16 protein-coding genes are annotated in these 17,763 nt (G+C 36.3%); 3 read left to right on the top strand and 13 right to left on the bottom strand.

The features are described 5' to 3' along the window. Positions 1-47: 47 nt before the first annotated feature. From J2Z40_RS08475 to J2Z40_RS08445, 7 genes are all read right to left on the bottom strand, one after another. On the bottom strand, positions 48-833 hold the full coding sequence (locus tag J2Z40_RS08475; RefSeq protein WP_066392804.1) for a DUF2268 domain-containing putative Zn-dependent protease: 786 nt from the start codon (positions 831-833) through the stop codon (positions 48-50). Between the two features lie 276 nt (positions 834-1,109). After that, positions 1,110-2,348, bottom strand: coding sequence for a beta-ketoacyl-ACP synthase II (fabF, locus tag J2Z40_RS08470; protein WP_066399157.1), 1,239 nt, complete (start codon positions 2,346-2,348; stop codon positions 1,110-1,112). A gap of 51 nt (positions 2,349-2,399) precedes the next feature. Then, positions 2,400-3,332: a beta-ketoacyl-ACP synthase III gene (locus J2Z40_RS08465; protein ID WP_066392803.1), complete on the bottom strand. Its 933-nt coding sequence runs from the start codon at positions 3,330-3,332 to the stop codon at positions 2,400-2,402. 457 nt (positions 3,333-3,789) lie between these two features. Continuing rightward, the gene (locus J2Z40_RS08460; protein ID WP_066392802.1) at positions 3,790-3,984 is read right to left on the bottom strand and encodes a ComZ family protein; all 195 of its coding nucleotides are present in this window, start codon (positions 3,982-3,984) and stop codon (positions 3,790-3,792) included. A 30-nt stretch (positions 3,985-4,014) separates the two neighbouring features. Continuing rightward, complete coding sequence (locus J2Z40_RS08455; protein ID WP_066392801.1) at positions 4,015-4,974, bottom strand: BMP family ABC transporter substrate-binding protein; 960 nt, start codon at positions 4,972-4,974, stop codon at positions 4,015-4,017. Between the two features lie 126 nt (positions 4,975-5,100). Then, positions 5,101-5,604 carry a hypothetical protein gene (locus tag J2Z40_RS08450; RefSeq protein WP_066392799.1) on the bottom strand — a complete coding sequence of 168 codons (504 nt, stop codon included), beginning with the start codon at positions 5,602-5,604 and terminating at the stop codon, positions 5,101-5,103. A gap of 74 nt (positions 5,605-5,678) precedes the next feature. Further along, positions 5,679-6,422, bottom strand: coding sequence for a lipase family protein (locus tag J2Z40_RS08445; protein WP_066392797.1), 744 nt, complete (start codon positions 6,420-6,422; stop codon positions 5,679-5,681). A 215-nt stretch (positions 6,423-6,637) separates the two neighbouring features. Between J2Z40_RS08445 and J2Z40_RS08440 the strand changes: the two genes are divergently transcribed. Continuing rightward, positions 6,638-6,829 carry a DUF2929 family protein gene (locus J2Z40_RS08440; protein ID WP_066392796.1) on the top strand — a complete coding sequence of 64 codons (192 nt, stop codon included), beginning with the start codon at positions 6,638-6,640 and terminating at the stop codon, positions 6,827-6,829. 94 nt (positions 6,830-6,923) lie between these two features. Here the strand turns inward: J2Z40_RS08440 and clpB are convergent, their stop codons facing one another. Then, positions 6,924-9,527, bottom strand: coding sequence for an ATP-dependent chaperone ClpB (gene clpB / locus J2Z40_RS08435; protein WP_066392793.1), 2,604 nt, complete (start codon positions 9,525-9,527; stop codon positions 6,924-6,926). 106 nt (positions 9,528-9,633) lie between these two features. Continuing rightward, positions 9,634-9,813 carry a YjzC family protein gene (locus tag J2Z40_RS08430; RefSeq protein ID WP_066392791.1) on the bottom strand — a complete coding sequence of 60 codons (180 nt, stop codon included), beginning with the start codon at positions 9,811-9,813 and terminating at the stop codon, positions 9,634-9,636. Positions 9,814-9,988: 175 nt separating this feature from the next. Between J2Z40_RS08430 and J2Z40_RS08425 the strand changes: the two genes are divergently transcribed. Beyond that, positions 9,989-10,801, top strand: a complete 813-nt coding sequence (locus J2Z40_RS08425) for an undecaprenyl-diphosphate phosphatase (RefSeq protein ID WP_066392790.1) — start codon at positions 9,989-9,991, stop codon at positions 10,799-10,801. A 105-nt stretch (positions 10,802-10,906) separates the two neighbouring features. On the opposite strand, the gene argF is transcribed toward J2Z40_RS08425, so the two are convergent. From argF to J2Z40_RS08410, 3 genes are read right to left on the bottom strand one after another with little or no spacing between them, the layout of a single operon-like run. Further along, entirely contained in the window at positions 10,907-11,863 is a 957-nt protein-coding gene (gene argF / locus J2Z40_RS08420; protein WP_066392789.1) for an ornithine carbamoyltransferase, read from the bottom strand. Beyond that, positions 11,860-14,979: a carbamoyl-phosphate synthase (glutamine-hydrolyzing) large subunit gene (locus J2Z40_RS08415; protein ID WP_066392782.1), complete on the bottom strand. Its 3,120-nt coding sequence runs from the start codon at positions 14,977-14,979 to the stop codon at positions 11,860-11,862. Before J2Z40_RS08415 ends, argF begins: the two co-directional genes overlap by 4 nt. Positions 14,980-15,027: 48 nt before the next feature. Continuing rightward, positions 15,028-15,444: a carbamoyl-phosphate synthase domain-containing protein gene (locus tag J2Z40_RS08410; RefSeq protein ID WP_066392779.1), complete on the bottom strand. Its 417-nt coding sequence runs from the start codon at positions 15,442-15,444 to the stop codon at positions 15,028-15,030. A gap of 617 nt (positions 15,445-16,061) precedes the next feature. Between J2Z40_RS08410 and J2Z40_RS08405 the strand changes: the two genes are divergently transcribed. Beyond that, positions 16,062-16,754 carry a Crp/Fnr family transcriptional regulator gene (locus J2Z40_RS08405; RefSeq protein ID WP_066392777.1) on the top strand — a complete coding sequence of 231 codons (693 nt, stop codon included), beginning with the start codon at positions 16,062-16,064 and terminating at the stop codon, positions 16,752-16,754. Between the two features lie 216 nt (positions 16,755-16,970). Here J2Z40_RS08405 and J2Z40_RS08400 read toward each other — a convergent pair whose 3' ends face one another. Then, the gene (locus tag J2Z40_RS08400; protein WP_083953858.1) at positions 16,971-17,687 is read right to left on the bottom strand and encodes a YwiC-like family protein; all 717 of its coding nucleotides are present in this window, start codon (positions 17,685-17,687) and stop codon (positions 16,971-16,973) included. Positions 17,688-17,763 lie beyond the last annotated feature (76 nt).

The following is a 17,763-nucleotide window of genomic DNA, read 5'->3' as shown; positions in this document are numbered from 1 at the left end:
TAAAAAAAGCAGGACAATAAGGATACTCCCTAGGCCTGCTTTATCTACTATTCTGATTTAAGATCTTTAATAAAACGCTTAGATTCCATAAAAAAGGATTCTCTAATTGTTAACTTATTTTTCTTATTGAACATTGAAATAAGTTCGTAGCCAACGGCATATCCCATCAATTTCGGGTAACCATTCATTCCAAATAATATTTCATCATGTAACTTATCCCTTTTTTTTACGTCTAATTTGTTCTGTAATCTTTCTTCCCAAAATTGTTGAGTTTCTTTTCTAGAATAATAATTGCACCATTCCGCAAGATATTTTTCGCCACAATATAATTTAACCGCATGCTCTGCTAGACCTTCTAAAATCAAAGAATCCATCAATGTAAAATCTGCTACTTTCTCTCCTTGTTTATTTAATCTGCATGTATGATGGTATTCATGAACGAGGAGTGCTTCTATTTCCCTTTCATCTTCTATTGGTGAAAGAAACAGAAAGAGTTTATCGATAAATGCTAATCCTGCTTTCTTAAAGCTACTTTTTTGAAAAAGGCCGTTCGTTGCCATAATAGGAAAGATATATACAGGTATATTCGGCCCTTTCCATTTTTTTTGATACTTAGTAAAGATCTCTTCTACACATTCCCACATATTCATTTCCTTTAATTTTTGAAAATCTCGATATGTTTGGTTATTTGGTTTATACATTCCAAATTTCAGCAAATACTGATAGATGTTCTTTCTTTCATCATTCCCAAAAGATTCTTTTAGCTCCTCGCAAATTTTTAACGGATCAGCAAAATTTTTATCCAGCCACTCATCCGTCCTAATTACCCCCATTCCCCCACCGCCTTACAATTCTTTCTATAGATTATGAGATGATGGATTTTTCGTTCGTTCGATCAGAATCGAAAATGGAGTGATGCGTAAACATACTTTATTTATTTAATCAAAGGCTGTTTTCGCCAAGATTGATGATATTTCACACATAATTGGTAAAGGCTGATTTCCGCTCACATGTGCTCCATTCAATCACATTTAATTTAAAAACAAATCTTTTAGAATAGAGCGTAATCAAAAGACCAAATCAAAATTGATTTGGTCTTTTGGCTAACATTATTTATATTGTTTAAAAACAATCGTTGCATTATGGCCGCCAAAGCCTAATGAATTACTCATGACCGCCTTTAAGTCTTTCTTTCTTGCTTGATTCGGAACATAATCTAAATCACATTCTGGATCTGGTGTTTCATAATTAATCGTTGGTGGCAACATACCATCCTTTATGGCAAGTACTGAGAAAATGGCTTCAATTCCACCAGCTGCCCCTAGAAGATGGCCAGTCATTGATTTCGTTGAGCTAATAGCTAATTTATATGCATGTTCACCAAATACTTCCTTGATAGCTAATGTTTCAAACTTATCATTATAATCGGTGCTTGTACCATGTGCATTAATATAATCAATGTCTTCTGGTTTTAATCCACCATCTTCAATGGCCATTTTCATTGCTCTTGCGCCGCCTTCACCAGCCGGTGCAGGTGCTGTAATATGATATGCATCACCTGTTGACCCGTAGCCAACAATTTCAGCATAGATCGTTGCTCCACGAGCTAGCGCATGCTCAAGCTCCTCTAGCACGACGACTCCTGCACCTTCACCAATTACAAATCCATCACGATTTTGGTCGAATGGACGGCTTGCTGTTTTTGGATCAGGATTTGTCGACAATGCGGTATTTGCACAGAATCCGGCTACAGACATTCTCGTAATCGGTGCCTCTGCTCCACCTGTAATCATTGCAACTGCATCCCCGCGTTGAATCACTTTAAAAGCATCGCCAATCGAGTTTGTTCCTGTTGCACAAGCTGTAACTGTACATGAATTAAAACCCTTTGCACCTAAAGTAATAGATACTTGACCAGCGGCCATATCAGGAATCATCATTGGTACAAAGAATGGGCTTACTCTGCGGTATCCACGATTAAGGAACGTTTCAAATTGATTTTCAAAAGTTTCCATGCCACCAATTCCAGAGCCAATCCAAACACCAACACGATGAGCATTCTCATCATTAATTGTTAAATTTGCATCTTTAACTGCCATTAACGATGCAGCTACAGCATAATGTGTAAATCGATCCATCTTTCGAGCATCTTTGCGATCAATATACTCTTCAATATTGAAATCCTTTACCTCTGCAGCAACCTTTGCCGGATATTCATCTGCATTCACTCTTGTTAGCGGTCCTACACCAGATACGCCAGCTAAAATATTTTCCCATGTTGTTTGTGTGTTATTTCCAAGTGGTGTTACAGCTCCAATCCCTGTAACGACAACTCTTTTTTTATTCATTGTCATTATATCTCCTTTACGTAAGAAAGTTATTTATTCTATTTACTTTTATTAACGACCCCAACGGAGAGCGATCGCTCCCCAGGTTAAGCCTCCACCGAAGCCAACCATCACAATTAAATCATCATCTTTAATCTTTCCTGCTTCTAATTCTTCGACTAAAGAAATTGGAATTGAAGCAGATGAAGTATTCCCATACTTATGGACAGTCTTTGACATTTTCTCTTCAGGTAATTCTAAGCGCTGTCTAGAAGCCTCCATAATACGAATATTTGCCTGATGTGGGATAAGAAAATCAACATCATCCTTAGATAGGCCCGCTTTCTCAAGCACTTTCACACTGCTCTCACCCATTTGTCTAACAGCAAATTTGAATACTTCACGCCCATTCATAACAATATAGTCCTCTTGATATAAATGCTTTCCGCCTGAGCCATCAGCCCCAAGATCAAAGGAGAGAATCCCTCTTCCTTCTGATACATGTCCAAGGACAGCCGCTCCAGCTCCATCTCCAAATAAAACAGCTGTATTTCGATCTTCCCAATTTGTAATCTTTGATAACTTCTCAACACCTACTACTAAAATATACTTATAGACACCATTTTCAACAAATTGTTTTGCTGTTATCATACCATACATGAAGCCTGCACATGCAGCACTTACATCCATTGCTGCTGCATTCACAGCTCCTAATTTTTCTTGAAGGATGGTTGCCACTGACGGAAATGGATTGTCTGGAGTAACAGTTGCAACAATAATCATCCCTATTTCCTCTGCAGGAATATTTGCATTGGTTATCGCATTTTTTGCTGCTACGAAGGCTAATTCAGACGTATCTGTTTGATCATCTGCTATTCTTCTCTCTTCAATTCCCGTTCTTGTTCTTATCCATTCATCAGATGTATCCACCATTTTTTCCAAATCAGCATTCGTAAGAATTTTCTCCGGAAGACATCTGCCAATTCCAATAATTCCTGCGTTCATTGATCCCACTCCTTTTTTAAAAACACAGTTTCAGACGAATATTTTTATCTACATTTCAGTTTTTATATATTTTATTATCAATTATTATGACTTGGTACTAATTTTATCAAATTTCCATGTGAAAAAGCAATATTTTTTAATTAGACTATTTTCTTAAATATTAATGCTCACTACATTAAATTAGCAACGAGCCATTCTGCACACCTTCTATGGAGTAGTTAGCTTTGATCAACACACACTCCATAAGACATTGATTAGGCTTTTGAGGTAACATCGGACGAAGGCAACACATAATCTCCTTCAACTTCATTCATTCAAGCTTTTATCTGTCAGTTTTTATTTACGCCTTTAATCGCTGATATTTATTAGCCGCCTTTGCCAATTATTTTCCCCCTTTTTTAAACAACAAAAAACCGGCCGCATCTACATCGCTGGCCGGTACAATTATTTCTATTATTTATTCTGTTTCCTTTAATGCATCTGCTCTTCCGATCTCATATGCTTCATTCATTACTTGTGTAAACAACGACATGAATGGCTGAATCATTTCAATAGAAAGTTGAATTCCTGCTTCATCTAACTGCTGTTTTGCTTCTGGTAAGTATTTCATGGCGATGGCCATAAATTCCATTGTTTTATCTGGTTGCTGCATCAATTAAGTCCCTCCATCTTTCGACTATCTTCATTCATTTGGTAGTTTACCCGTTAATTTATATTTTTCAATCGCTGCTTGAATATATTCGATATATTCCTTGTCAACTTTTGGACTGAATTTCCCAAGTGCAATAACATCGTCTTGAAAATCAAAAGATAAATTTCCAGACTCTAATTTTCCTTCATTAAAACGTTTAGCCACAAGTTCATATAGTATATCGGCATTTTGAATTGTACTTGTTAGGACAACGGATTCACCTAAATCAGATTGATCTGAGATATAACCAATCGCATAATGCCCTTTTTCCTTCACTTTCTCGATAACAGGAACATTATAGCCATCTCCTGCTGGGTAGATTACATCAGCATTCTTAGCCATTACCTTATCGAGGTATTCAATTGCTTTATTGTCATCATCCCAATCACTTACGTATTCGATGACAACATTCACATCTTCATTTTCATAATTGGCCCCTTCAAAGAAGCCTTCTATTTCAGGCTGCCATTCAAATGCAGCAATAATTCCAATTGTATTTGTTTTCGTCATATGCGCTGCAATCATTCCCCCGAAAAAACCCATCGCATATCCTTCAAAATTTAAACTTGTCGTATTTTCATTTTCGGCATCTCCATTAAAACTAACAAAATGAATATGAGGATAATCTTTGGATATTCTATTAAAGAACTCCACGTATTCATTGCCATGTCCGAATATAAGATTTACACCCTTTTGATCAAACTCTTTAATTGTTCGTTCCACGATCATCTGTGTGTTCATGCCCTCTTTATAATATACTTCAACATTATGATGGGATTGTATCTTTAACATTCCTTTATAGCCTTTTGTCCCCCAAACTTGATCATTCACTGTATCAGGGACTAACAAACCAGCTTTCTTAAGATTTCCTGTAGACATTGCCTGTCCACAGGAGGCCAATAAAAGAAGGCTTAAAAGAAGGATCCCAAAACGCAAGAAATTTCTATGCATCTCCCTTTACTCCGCCTCTCTGAAATAGCCACATCACAATATGTCTTGAATGAATTGAGAATTATACTAAACTCTTTTTATTCTACCCCTAACAGACGGGAATTGAAAAGTGTTTTTTCAACTTCTCTAGAATCCTTCTTCAATTATGTGAAGATAATCGCCTTTTTCTAATTTTAACTCTTCCTCAAAATGAAGATATTCATATGGACTCGTTATTCTATTTTTAAAGAGTCTACTAAATAGCTCATCTGTGGCTTGAGGTCTCTGTATGGGAAGAAGAAAAATAACTTTTGAATTTGTTTCATTAATTGCCCTTTCATTTTTATCAAGAAACTTCTCAATTATTTCAGAGCCTTCTAATTTAAGCACACTTTCTCTCAAATGGAAATGATAGAGATCAATAATAATAGAAGTTCGTTCATTAATTGTAGCAGTTGGCAACCATTCCTTAAAAGACTTCTCAATAAAATTGGCGTTTCTTCCAATTGCCATTCGTTTATTCTCAAGAATCTCCTCTTCTATACTGCTCGTGAATTGAATCCCAATTACTTCGTACCCCTCCTCTAAATAGGAAGTACAAAAATGAAACCCAATATTTTCAAATGTCCCTATAATTAAAGCATTTCCCATGCATAGGCCTCCCTGAATATTCTCAGTGTATCCTATGCATGTATTCTCCTCTTTATTTCTATTCCTTTGTCTTTTTATAAGATACGTTCATATTGTTTTAGGAAATTCAATATTTGACCATCAATCTGGTTCCTTTTCTCGGGTAAAATATAACATATAGAAAGCGGCATTTCGTTTTCTTTCCTTGTAACTGTAAGTTTTTTCAATAAATTTGCTTGCTTATATGCCCGTCGATCATATAAAACTTGAATAATTTTCATCGGAATATCATTATTCTCAATGATATCATATTCATTCATTCCTTTTGTGATTGTTTCTAGTTCAGCTGTATCCGTATCAAGAGAGACAGATAACTCTTTTATTAATTTTTTATAATAAAATTTATGTTCTCTTTCTAATTCTAAATGATCGTGCAAGGAAAGGATTGGATTGATTAATACGCAAGCTCTGATTTGTGATGGGCCCATTTCATTCAGTAATTTTAAAGCAACTAACGCCCCCATCCCTTCAGCAATGAGATGCACCCTTTCATTAATAATTTCTGTACGGATTATATGCTCGTATAGTCTTCGTGCCAGATTCACTGCTTTTGCATTTCCCCAGCTCTTTCCATAAAGATTGGAATAAAAGATTGTATATCCTTCATCTTTACATTTGTTTAGTAATAGTGATTTTCCCTCATTCTGTGTCCAAAAGCTGCCATCAGCATGGACAAAGTTTCTTTCATCTCCCAGAATTAGGATACCGAAACCACTTGGTTTTTCGGGATAGTGAATCATATTCCATTCGGCATCCAATTGAAAGTTTCGGCTTTCCATTATAAAAACTCCTTTACTAAAGTTGTTCCTAATAATGTATGAAGCATCACATAAAATGAAAGGGGTTTAGCCTATTTTAGTGGAGACAATAATATATTAAATAAATATCATCCATATTTACTGACAAAATTCAATATATGGATAAAATAGCGTTTAATTATCAGACTGCTTATGATAAGATGAAAAGGGATTTTATAATGTAAGAGGTGAATTCAGTGAGGTACTTTTTGACTTTTTTCTGGACATTTTTACTTGTTCAAATGATTAACTATGTTGTTAGTTCAATGATCGGTGCAGCTTTCAATCTCCAAACAGGTACTATTCTTGCAGTATGTGCAACTATCCTTATTTTCATAGTTGCAGTAATTATTCCTGATGATTCAAACAATAAGCAAACGGTTCACTAATATCAAGTGTTCATTACTTACCGAACTTAACTACTATCGGTTTAATGCCTGCTCGAAAAATGGGTCATCCTGAAACAAATCAGGATGACTCATTTTATTTTACTTGCAATGAAAGCTCATTGTTGCCCATTGAAATACTAACTTCTGCTAATTCGATAATTTCTCCTGCAATTATTTTCCTAGCAAGCATAGTTTCAACATTTCTTTGAATGAAACGCTTTAATGGCCTCGCCCCATAAATAGGATCAAAACCATTTTCAGCTATATATTCTTTTGCCTCTTCGGTTATAAATAGTTTTATTTGCTGATCTGATAGCCTTTCCTGAAGCTCATCAATAAGTTTAGTGACAATTGCTTTGATTTCAGCTAAAGTAAGTGGTTTAAATAAAGTGATTTCATCTACACGATTTAAAAACTCAGGACGGAAATGACCTTGTAATGTTTTCATTACTTTTTTTCGTGTTTCTTCATTAATATATTCCGTTTCTCCTTCAACGCGTTCAAGCAAATATTGAGAGCCGATATTTGACGTCATGATAATGACTGTGTTTTTGAAATCTACTGTTCTGCCTTGTGAATCTGTGATTCGACCGTCATCTAACATTTGAAGTAGAATATTAAATACTTCGGGATGCGCTTTTTCAATTTCATCTAGAAGAATAACTGAATATGGTTTCCTTCTAACCGCTTCTGTCAGTTGTCCGCCTTCTTCATATCCCACATATCCGGGAGGTGCCCCAATGAGCCTTGAAACCGCATGCTTTTCCATGTATTCACTCATATCAATACGTATCATTTGATCTTCGCTATCAAACAATGATTGAGCAAGTGATTTGGCAAGCTCCGTTTTTCCTACTCCAGTAGGACCAAGGAATATAAAGGAACCAATCGGACGATTTGGATCTTTAATTCCAGCTCTTGCTCGAAGAACAGCATCAGCTACGAGCTCTACTGCCTCATCTTGACCGACCACTCTTTTCCGAAGAATACTTTCTAGACGAAGCAATTTACCCCTTTCCCCTTCAACAAGCTTTGCGATTGGAATCCCTGTCCACCTTGCAACAATATCGGCAATTTCTTCATCTGTCACTTTTTCCCTTACAAGTCGATCACTATTATTTAAGTTCACTTCATTTTCAAGCTCTTCTAGTACCTTTTCTAAAGCAGGTATTTTCCCATGCCGGAGTTCAGCCGCCTTATTTAAATCATAATTATTCTCTGCTTCTTCTAATTCCCGTCGTAATTTTTCTAACGTTTCTCTTTGTTGTTGGACTTTATGAATGCCCTCTTTTTCAAGCTCCCATTTTACCTTCATTTCATGTGTCTGATCCTTCAGTTCAGCCAATTCCTTTTGTAGTGCTAATAGCCTTAACTTACTAGCCTCGTCACTTTCCTTACGTAAGGCAGCCTCCTCTATTTCAAGCTGCATCACCCTTCTAGTCACTTCATCCAATTCGGTCGGCATGGAATCAATTTCAGTACGAATCATTGCACATGCCTCATCAACTAAATCAATCGCCTTATCCGGCAAGAAGCGATCAGAAATATACCGATCAGATAAAGTAACTGCTGCAACAAGTGCCTTGTCATGTATATTTACCCCGTGGTGAATTTCATATCGTTCTTTCAAACCTCGTAAAATGGAAATAGAATCCTCCACATTTGGCTCTTGAACGACTACTTGCTGAAAACGTCGTTCAAGAGCGGGATCCTTTTCAATGTATTTCCGATGCTCGTCAAGTGTAGTTGCCCCAATACAATGCAATTCTCCTCTTGCAAGCATTGGCTTAAGCATATTGCCTGCATCCATTGCCCCTTCTGTTTTTCCAGCACCTACAATCGTATGGATTTCATCGATGAACAGGAGGATGCTGCCCTCACTTTTTTTAATTTCATTTAATACCGCTTTCAGCCTTTCCTCAAATTCTCCCCTAAATTTTGCACCTGCAATTAAAGCACTCATATCAAGCGAAAAAATCGTTTTGTTTTTTAATCCTTCTGGGACATCCTTTCTAACAATTCTTTGAGCTAATCCCTCAACTATGGCTGTTTTTCCAACGCCAGGCTCACCGATTAGAACAGGATTATTTTTCGTCTTTCTAGAGAGGATTCGAATAACATGTCTAATTTCACTATCTCTGCCGATGACTGGATCAAGTTTTCCAGTCTTCACTTCTTCTACTAAATCTCTCCCATATTTTTTTAAGGCATCATAGGTTGCTTCTGGATTTTGTGATGTCACTTTTTGATTCCCCCTTACTTCTTTAATGACCGCCTCAAGCTGTTTTCGATTTATGTTTGCTTTTTTTAGCACAACACCAATCTCAGATTGGAAAGAGGAGACTGTTGCTAACAATAAGTGTTCTACAGAAAGAAAGTCATCCTCAAATTGTTTCATTTCAACTTCTGCATTTGCGAGAAGTTGCTGAAGTTTGCTTGAAATATACAGCTTTCCCTGTTCAATGCCACTACCCGATACTTGAGGAATCTTTGAAAGAAGAAATTGAAGATCATTCTTCACAGTTTCCAACGATATGTGTAATTTGATTAGTAATGAAGCAATTAAGCTATCTTCTTGTTCAAGTAGCGAAAGAAAAAGATGTACTTCATCTACTTCCTGATGCTGTTCACGTATGGCTAAAGACTGTGCATTCATTAGCGCCGATTGCACTCTTTCTGTCATTTGGTTTAAATCCATTTCAAACCTCCCTTTGACCTTTTTTGACCTTTATTACTATTATAGCATATGTAAAGCCATCCACAAGGGATGGCTACTCATTTCATACGATTGAATTGTGAAAATATTATGGCTTTCTTTGGTAGGTCCAAACACGGTTATGATTCGAGTTTTCCGGAAAACGATCACCTGCACGGAGTTTTAATAATTGGGGATTGTTCACATTGCTGCCTGTTTCCCCAATTTCAATATATACCCCATTATTCGGTGCTTTTTGTCCTGCTCTAAATTGCCTGTTTTGTCCCAAGACAAATCGCCTCCTTTCTTATTTTAAAATCTTTTATATTCTTTCCATTAAGGAAAGTTACTATTGAAAAAAAAACTACCAAATGGTTCCTTGATTTTGTTTTTTATTGCTTTACACATTAGAATCCTTTGTAGTTAAATGAGAGAATATCATTTTATTATTGGAGGAACGATTTGTGACTGAAATCACTGAAATACTGAAGTATGTTTTTCTTGGTCTTATACAAGGTCTTACAGAGCCAATTCCTATTTCATCAAGTGGTCATTTAGAAATTGCTGAACATTTTTTCGGCCTGACAATCAAAGGCATGAGCTTTGCTTTACTTGTAAATACAGGATCTCTAATTGCCGTATTAATTATCTATCGTGAAACCATCATGAAGCTCGTTCACAATGGGATAAAATATGTAAAAACAAAAGAAAAACAGGCGGAAGCTGATTTCCGTTTTATTATTTATTTAATTATCGGGACCATTCCAGCAGGTGTGATTGGTGTTTTATTCCAAGATATAATTGAAGAAAACTTAGCAAGTATTAAAACAGTAGCTATTACATTAATGATAACTGGAATTGCGTTATGGTTGATCCGTAATTTTCGTGGCAGAAAAAATGATGCTGATCTTACAGTTAAAGACGCAATCATCATTGGACTTGCACAAGCGATAGCTCTCATTCCAGGAATTAGCCGCTCTGGAGCAACGATTATTGCTGCAATGGGACTTGGGATGAAGCAAGAAACTTCATTAAAATTTTCCTTTCTATTGTATATTCCCATTAGTGTAGGTGGGATGATTTTAGGCATTCGTGATATTATGAAAGATGCAAATCTTGCAACATTAGCGATTCCCTATACACTTGCATTCTTTGCATCCTTAATTGCCTCTTATTTTTCATTAAAATGGTTTATGAATATTATGGCTAAAGGGAATTTAAAATATTTTGCCCTTTACTGCTTTATCGTTGGGCCACTTGTCTTCTTTTTATCTTAAATAGAGGCAGATTCATTTCATGGACCATCCGAATCTGCCCATACTAGTTTTCTAATATGATCAATCTAAAAAAGGCCTTCTTTGTGAATAGAAGGCCTTTCCCTATTATAGAATCTCTGAAAGCAATGCTTTTTGCACATGCAACCGATTTCCTGCTTGTTGAAAGATAGCTGAATGTGGTCCGTCAATGACTGCCCCTTCCACCTCTACTCCTCTATGGGCAGGTAAGCAGTGCAGAAAAACAAAATCACTTTTCCCATATTGGACAAGATGCTCATTCACTTGAAAGCCTGAAAACTCTCTTAGACGCTTTTCATTTTCTTCCTCTTGACCCATACTCGTCCATACATCTGTATAGATAATATCAGCATTTTCCACTGCTTCTATAGGATGATTGGAGATGGCTACTTTTGACCCACTTGCTTTGGAAAATCCTTCGGCCAATTTGATAATTGCTGGATCTGGTTCATAACCTCTTGGACATGCAACCGTAATATCCATTCCTGTCTTTGCGGACGCAATCATTAAAGAATGGGCTACATTATTTCCATCTCCAATATAGCATAACTTTTGTCCAGCCCATCCACCCTTTTTCTCATAAATAGTTAATAAATCTGCTAATGCCTGACATGGGTGATAGAGATTCGTTAAACCATTAATAACAGGTACGGATGCATGAGCACTTAGCTCTTCAAGCGTTTGATGTGAGAACGTTCGAATCATGATTGCATCGACATATTGAGATAGCACTTTTGCAGTATCAGCAATTGATTCACCTCTTCCAAGCTGTAGATCATTGCTGTTTAAATAGAGTGCGTGCCCACCAAGTTGTAGCATCCCTGCTTCAAATGAGGCTCTTGTACGTGTTGAAGGTTTTTCGAAAATCATTCCTAAAATGTTTCCCTTTAATACGTTTGTCTCTTCTCCTAATGTAAAGGACTTTTTCATTTTCAGCGCCTTTGCTAGTAAGCCTTTTATACTTTCTGGAGAAAGGTCTGCCAATGTTAAAAAGTGTTTCCCTTTCAAATTCAAATGTTGTTCAGTCACTTCAAGTGAAATCATCTTATGCTCACTTCCTTTGTTTTTTTCACTCTATCTAGCCAGTCTCCCATCGATCGCACACTCCACTCTTCTACCGCTAACCCTTGTAAAAATACCTCTAGCGTCTCCCGTTCCGTAAATGTAATGATTCTGTTTTTTATTGCTTCTTCCCTCAGCTTGCGATCCACAAAAGACTCGTTAGGACTGAACAGAGCAATCATTTCTTTCATTTGCTGAATTGAATAATGATCCTCGATGTCTATTAGCTTTACCCCAGCAGCCTCAGCTAGTAATTTTAACCTTTTATCATTTCCGTTGCCTTTTATCCCAATCCTCCATTGAACGATTTTTTTTAAACGATCATTCTGAAAGGCTTTTTTCATCGCTTCTTCAAAGGTTGAAGCGATAGCAATCCCTTCTCCAGTTGATTTCATTTCTGGTCCTACTTTTGAATCAAGTCCTTTTAATGCATAGGTTGAAAAAACCGGATATTTCACACAAACAAAATCATTATTTGAATGATGCGCAATTACATCATTCGACAAATGATATTTCCCAAGCAATACTTTTGTCGCAATTTCTACGAGTGGAACATCGGTCACTTTACTAATAATCGGCACGGTTCTACTTGCACGAGGGTTCACTTCCAACACATAGACTTTTTCCTTATTGATAATAAATTGGATATTCATCAAGCCTTTATATTGGAGCTTTTGAACGATCAATCTTGCATAGCCAATCATTTTTTCCTGTACATCAGACGTTAAAGATTGCGGGGGGATCACAGATACACTGTCTCCAGAGTGAACACCAGTCCGTTCAATATGCTCAATAATTGCTGGTACATACATATGCTGTCCATCAGCGGCTAAATCAAATTCAGCTTCCATTCCTTGAAGGAACCTATCTGCAAGAACAGGATATATACGATTCTTTTGAATGTACCGCTCCAGCTCCGTCTTGCAGCTGATGATTTCCATGCCCTTTCCGCCAATAACAAATGATGGACGAATCAAAACCGGAAATCCCATCTTCTTTACTGCTGTAGACAGCTCCTTTTCCGATTGGACAATCTCTCCATCCATATGTGGGATCGTTAAATCATCTAACAGCTGATAAAATTGCTTTCGATCCTCTAGTTGATTAATTTTATTTGAAGTGATTCCTAGTAAAGTTAAACCATATTCCTCAAGCTTCTCTGCCAAATTAAGTGCAGTCTGTCCCCCAAATTGAATGAGAACTTCAGTAATTCCTTCTGCTTCAATTACATTAAGTACATCCTCAAGGATAAGGGGCTCAAAATAGAGGCGATCGGCAATCTTATAATCAGTGCTTACTGTTTCAGGATTATTATTAATCATAATCGTTTCAACCATCGCTTTCTTTAAAGCAAAGACCGCTTGAACAGAGCAATAATCAAATTCGATTCCTTGGCCGATTCGGATTGGCCCGCTGCCAATAATTAATACTTTCCGCTTATCCTTTCTTACATTTAGTTCCGTTTCACCAAAATAACTTGAGTAAAAGTAATTTGAATATGCTTCAAATTCCCCTGCACAAGTATCTACCATTTTATAGATTGGTTTTATACCGAGCATTTTTCGCTTATTACGAATGGCCCTTTCTGTCACATGCCATTCATTTGCCAAATATTGATCACTAATGCCCTTTTCCTTAAACATCTGCAGCTTAGATTTTGTTATTGTTTCAAACGTTTGAGCAGCAACCTGCTGTTCCAGATTGACTAATTTCTTAAAGGATTGTAAAAAAAAGCGATCAATCTTTGTCATTTCAAATAATGTCTCTACTCTTTGTCCACGACGTAATAGTTCCATAATAATGAAAAATCTTTCATCTGTTTGCTCTGTTAGCATTTGTTCTAAATGATCTGTGGCTGCTTCTATTAGATATGTTTTTTTTAGATCCGTTCCTCCATCAAGGGAATGGATTGCCTTTAATAGCGCCCGCTCAAGATTCCGATCCATCCCCATTGCTTCACCTGTCGCCTTCATTTGTGTGCCTAATCGACGATCTGCTGCCGGGAATTTATTAAATGCCCATTTTGGAAATTTTACAACGACATAATCGATAACAGGCTCAAAGCTTGATGATTTATGCTTCGTTAATGGATGATACAGTTCTGATAAGCTGTAACCAACAGCGAGCTTTGCAGCTATTTGTGCTATCGGATAGCCCGTTGCCTTAGAAGCAAGGGCGGAAGATCGGCTAACCCTTGGGTTGACCTCAATTAAATAATAATTTCTACTCGTAGGATCAAGCGCAAATTGAATATTACAGCCCCCAATAATACCAAGTTTTGAAACGATCTTTACGGCCGCCTGACGGAGAAGTTGATATTCATCATTCGTCAGTGTTTGTGAAGGGGCTACAACAATTGAGTCACCAGTATGAATGCCAACTGGATCAATATTTTCCATATTGCAAATAATGATGCAAGTATCAGTTGAATCTCGTACCACCTCAAACTCAATTTCTTTATACCCTGCAATACTTTTTTCAATTAAGCATTGGTTGATTGCACTTTCGTTTAACCCGCCTTTTACTAGTGCTTCTAATTCAGCAAGATGATTAGCAATGCCTCCACCAGTCCCACCGAGTGTGTATGCAGGACGAACGATAATTGGAAAGCCGATCATCTGTCCAAATCGCCTCGCTGTTTCCACATCACGAATAATTTCGCTCTCAGGAACTGGCTCATTCAATTCTTTCATCAATGCCCTAAATATTTCCCTGTCTTCAGCCTTTTTTATCGTTTCAATACTACTTCCAAGAAACTTCACCTGAAACCGTTCTAAAATACCTGCCTCACTTAGTTGATAGGCTAAGTTCAAGCCTGTTTGACCACCTAGTGTAGCAAGAATCCCATCCGGTCGTTCCAATTCAATGATTTTCTCTAAACTATCTACAGTTAATGGCTCAAAATAGACGCGGTCAGCAAATGCTTGATCTGACATAATCGTTGCCGGATTATTATTTACTAGAATGACTTCATAGCCTTCTTCTTTGAGAGCAGAACAGCCTTGTGTCCCAGCATAATCAAACTCTGCCGCTTGCCCAATGACAATTGGGCCTGAACCAATCACAAGAATCGACTGAATGCTTGTATCTTTTGGCATACGTATGAACGCTCCTCTACTCATTCATTTATATGAATGTAAATTGATTCAAATAGGTTCACTTGATGAAAGAATCGCTGACATTGAACTTCTATTCCTTAATTTCTTTACAACTGCTCTCGTATCAACATGACTTAACATCGGGATGTTCCATTTTTCAAGGTATTCAGTAAGCGAAGAAGTGGATTGATAATGTGACGGATCATCGACAGCTTCATAAACTACGACAGCTCCGACAGATGGTTTTTTATGTATATATTCTTCGTAGCTTATCCCATAAGTACCGATTAACGGATACGTAAAAATAACAATCTGATTCGTATATGTAGGATCTATCAGCACGTCTTCATATCCAATCATTCCTGTAAAAAATATAATTTTTCTATTTACATTATGTTCTAGAGGCGCAGTTAGCCATTGCCCTTTAAAACACTGATCACCATCCAAGTACAAGTAACCGTTCATTTATCCACCTCATTATGAATATTTATATATTTTATTTTATATTTATACAATTATAACAAAAATTTAAAGCCTATAAGGCCATCGAATACCATGCTTTAATACAGGGTGGATTATATTTACTGATTCATCTATTTCTATAATTGTTAAAGGAGCAAAGTATTAATACATGCATTACTACTTTAGCAGCTGTAACTAGATTAGGTTCCAAATGAATATCTCTAAATGTAAGTAGTTTTCCTCTCGTGACATGCCTGTTCGAATTTTATTAATTAGGAAGGCCCTCCCTTTTCTATATGTGAGTATTGATTGAATCTGAGCTTTTAAATGCTGATGAACAATATACAGCAACTCCATTCCCCAATATCTAGTTACGTCATTAATTGAGACTTTCATAATTTCCCTCTTCAAACCGACAAGCATTTTTGTATATTTAATTATAAAAATTTATAATTATATATTTTCTGTTGCTCTTATTATAGAAACTTGCAAAAAATAAATCAACTGTTTTTTCTTGATGTTTTTAATCTTTACAATATAATAGTAGTATTAATCAATTTAATTAGAAATGATTCGTGTAATCCCTTCCACACTCATACTACTGAAAGAGGTGGGTTTTATTGGAGAATGAAAAAGAAATATCTACAAAATTAGAAGAACTGCTTCAATCTGCTCACTATACAAAAAAAATCGAAAAAGGAACCTTCTTATATCAAGAAGGAATGTTAGCTAATGAACTTTATATTGTTCAAAGTGGAGTCATTCAAATTAGCAAAATTGTACCTGATGGGCGAGAGTTAACATTAAGGATGTGCCAAAAGGGAGACTTATTTGGAGAGCTTTCACTCTTTTGCCCTTCTTCCAATTATATGTTGAATGCAAAGATCGTTGAAAGCGGAGAAGTTGCAATTATTAATAAAAAAGAGCTAGAGGAAAGGCTAAATCAAGACCATTCACTTGCATTAGAATTAATGAAATGGATTAGCTTACAATACCGTAAAACACAAACAAAATTTAGAGATCTTGTCCTTCATGGAAAAAAAGGAGCCCTTTATTCAACTTTGATTCGGCTAACAAATAGCTATGGAGTGGAAAATGAAGAAGGAATCTTAATTACGATTGCTTTAACAAACCAGGATCTTGCTAATTTTTGCGGCACTTCTAGAGAAGTCGTCAATCGCATGCTAGGGGAGCTCCGTAAAAACAATGTAATTTCTATAGAAAAGAGTATGATTACGATTCACGATTTACCCTATTTAAAAACAACCATCGATTGTGAAAACTGTCCAATTAATATTTGCAATATAGAATAAGAACGAATCTATTTTAGCTCCTTAATCACACGGAGAATCTAAATGGCTCATGACAATAAAGGAGTTTCCCTTTAAGTAAAGCACCACTCGTATAATTTTCTAGAGCAAATAGAACAACAGAAAAGCACAAGCGAAGCAGGGTCTCTCCAGCTTTGCATGTGCTTTTTTTACTTATATGCCATTCAAATATGTTAACCTCTTCTGATTCCATCGCCTTTACAATAATACAAATACCATAATCACAAAAAAGAAAACAGAGTTAACAATTTCTAGGATGCCTAATTTCTTCATTGTCATCCCTTTTCCATAGAAATAAAATGCTCTAAATAAACTTGGAATAAAGGCAATTGCTATGAGCCATTCGCCTAAAACAAACGATACTAATGGCACAGCGATATGGAATCCCCATGAAATCCATTTAAATATTGGATTCTTTTTCTCCCGAATCATTGTTTTTACAAAGAAGGTACATCCTGCAAAAAACAAAATGGAAGTAATAAATACTATAATCGCTAAGTTATTTATTTCACCATTCACTAAATAGCTGCTTGCCAAGCCTGCAATTGCAAACACACATATCGCACTCATATCATTGAGGAATGCCCGTTCACGATTTTTTGATGAAAAATAAGCATTAATAATAAAAAACGGAATCATCACAAGCCCGAATATAATAATCGATGGTCGTACAAAAAGTGGAATCAATAGCAGCAAGATTGCTGGAATAAAATATATGAACGTCCATTTCAAATAATACTGCATTTTTTTCTTTTTGAATAAAAGAAGCATTGGATATGTAGATAAATATAAAAATAACCACCCGATAAAAAAGGCGATATGTGACCACAAAAACTCTGATGCTACAACACCAAGCCAGAATGGGATAATCAACATTGCCCATGCACCATGCTGTTTTGGTAAACAAAGCTTCACTAAAATCCCCCCTAGTAATCACTATAATTACACTATAAACAAATTTTACAATTTTACCTGTGAATATTATCACATA

The organism is Cytobacillus eiseniae (assembly GCF_017874625.1).
GTDB classification, from domain to species: domain Bacteria; phylum Bacillota; class Bacilli; order Bacillales; family Cytobacillaceae; genus Cytobacillus; species Cytobacillus eiseniae.
Note: the sequence above shows the minus strand (reverse complement) of the source record. Positions and strands in the feature narration are given on the sequence as shown.

Coding starts and splice junctions, on each gene's coding strand:
- clpB (WP_066392793.1), bottom strand. CDS start 9,527: ATGGATTTAAACCAAATGACAGAAAGAGTGCAATCGGCGCTAATGAAT.
- argF (WP_066392789.1), bottom strand. CDS start 11,863: ATGATTTCACTTGAAGTGACTGAACAACATTTGAATTTGAAAGGGAAA.
- J2Z40_RS08410 (WP_066392779.1), bottom strand. CDS start 15,444: ATGAACGGTTACTTGTACTTGGATGGTGATCAGTGTTTTAAAGGGCAA.
- J2Z40_RS08450 (WP_066392799.1), bottom strand. CDS start 5,604: ATGGGAAATGCTTTAATTATAGGGACATTTGAAAATATTGGGTTTCAT.
- J2Z40_RS08415 (WP_066392782.1), bottom strand. CDS start 14,979: ATGCCAAAAGATACAAGCATTCAGTCGATTCTTGTGATTGGTTCAGGC.
- J2Z40_RS08455 (WP_066392801.1), bottom strand. CDS start 4,974: ATGCATAGAAATTTCTTGCGTTTTGGGATCCTTCTTTTAAGCCTTCTT.
- J2Z40_RS08465 (WP_066392803.1), bottom strand. CDS start 3,332: ATGAACGCAGGAATTATTGGAATTGGCAGATGTCTTCCGGAGAAAATT.
- fabF (WP_066399157.1), bottom strand. CDS start 2,348: ATGAATAAAAAAAGAGTTGTCGTTACAGGGATTGGAGCTGTAACACCA.
- J2Z40_RS08445 (WP_066392797.1), bottom strand. CDS start 6,422: ATGGAAAGCCGAAACTTTCAATTGGATGCCGAATGGAATATGATTCAC.
- J2Z40_RS08460 (WP_066392802.1), bottom strand. CDS start 3,984: ATGCAGCAACCAGATAAAACAATGGAATTTATGGCCATCGCCATGAAA.
- J2Z40_RS08475 (WP_066392804.1), bottom strand. CDS start 833: ATGGGGGTAATTAGGACGGATGAGTGGCTGGATAAAAATTTTGCTGAT.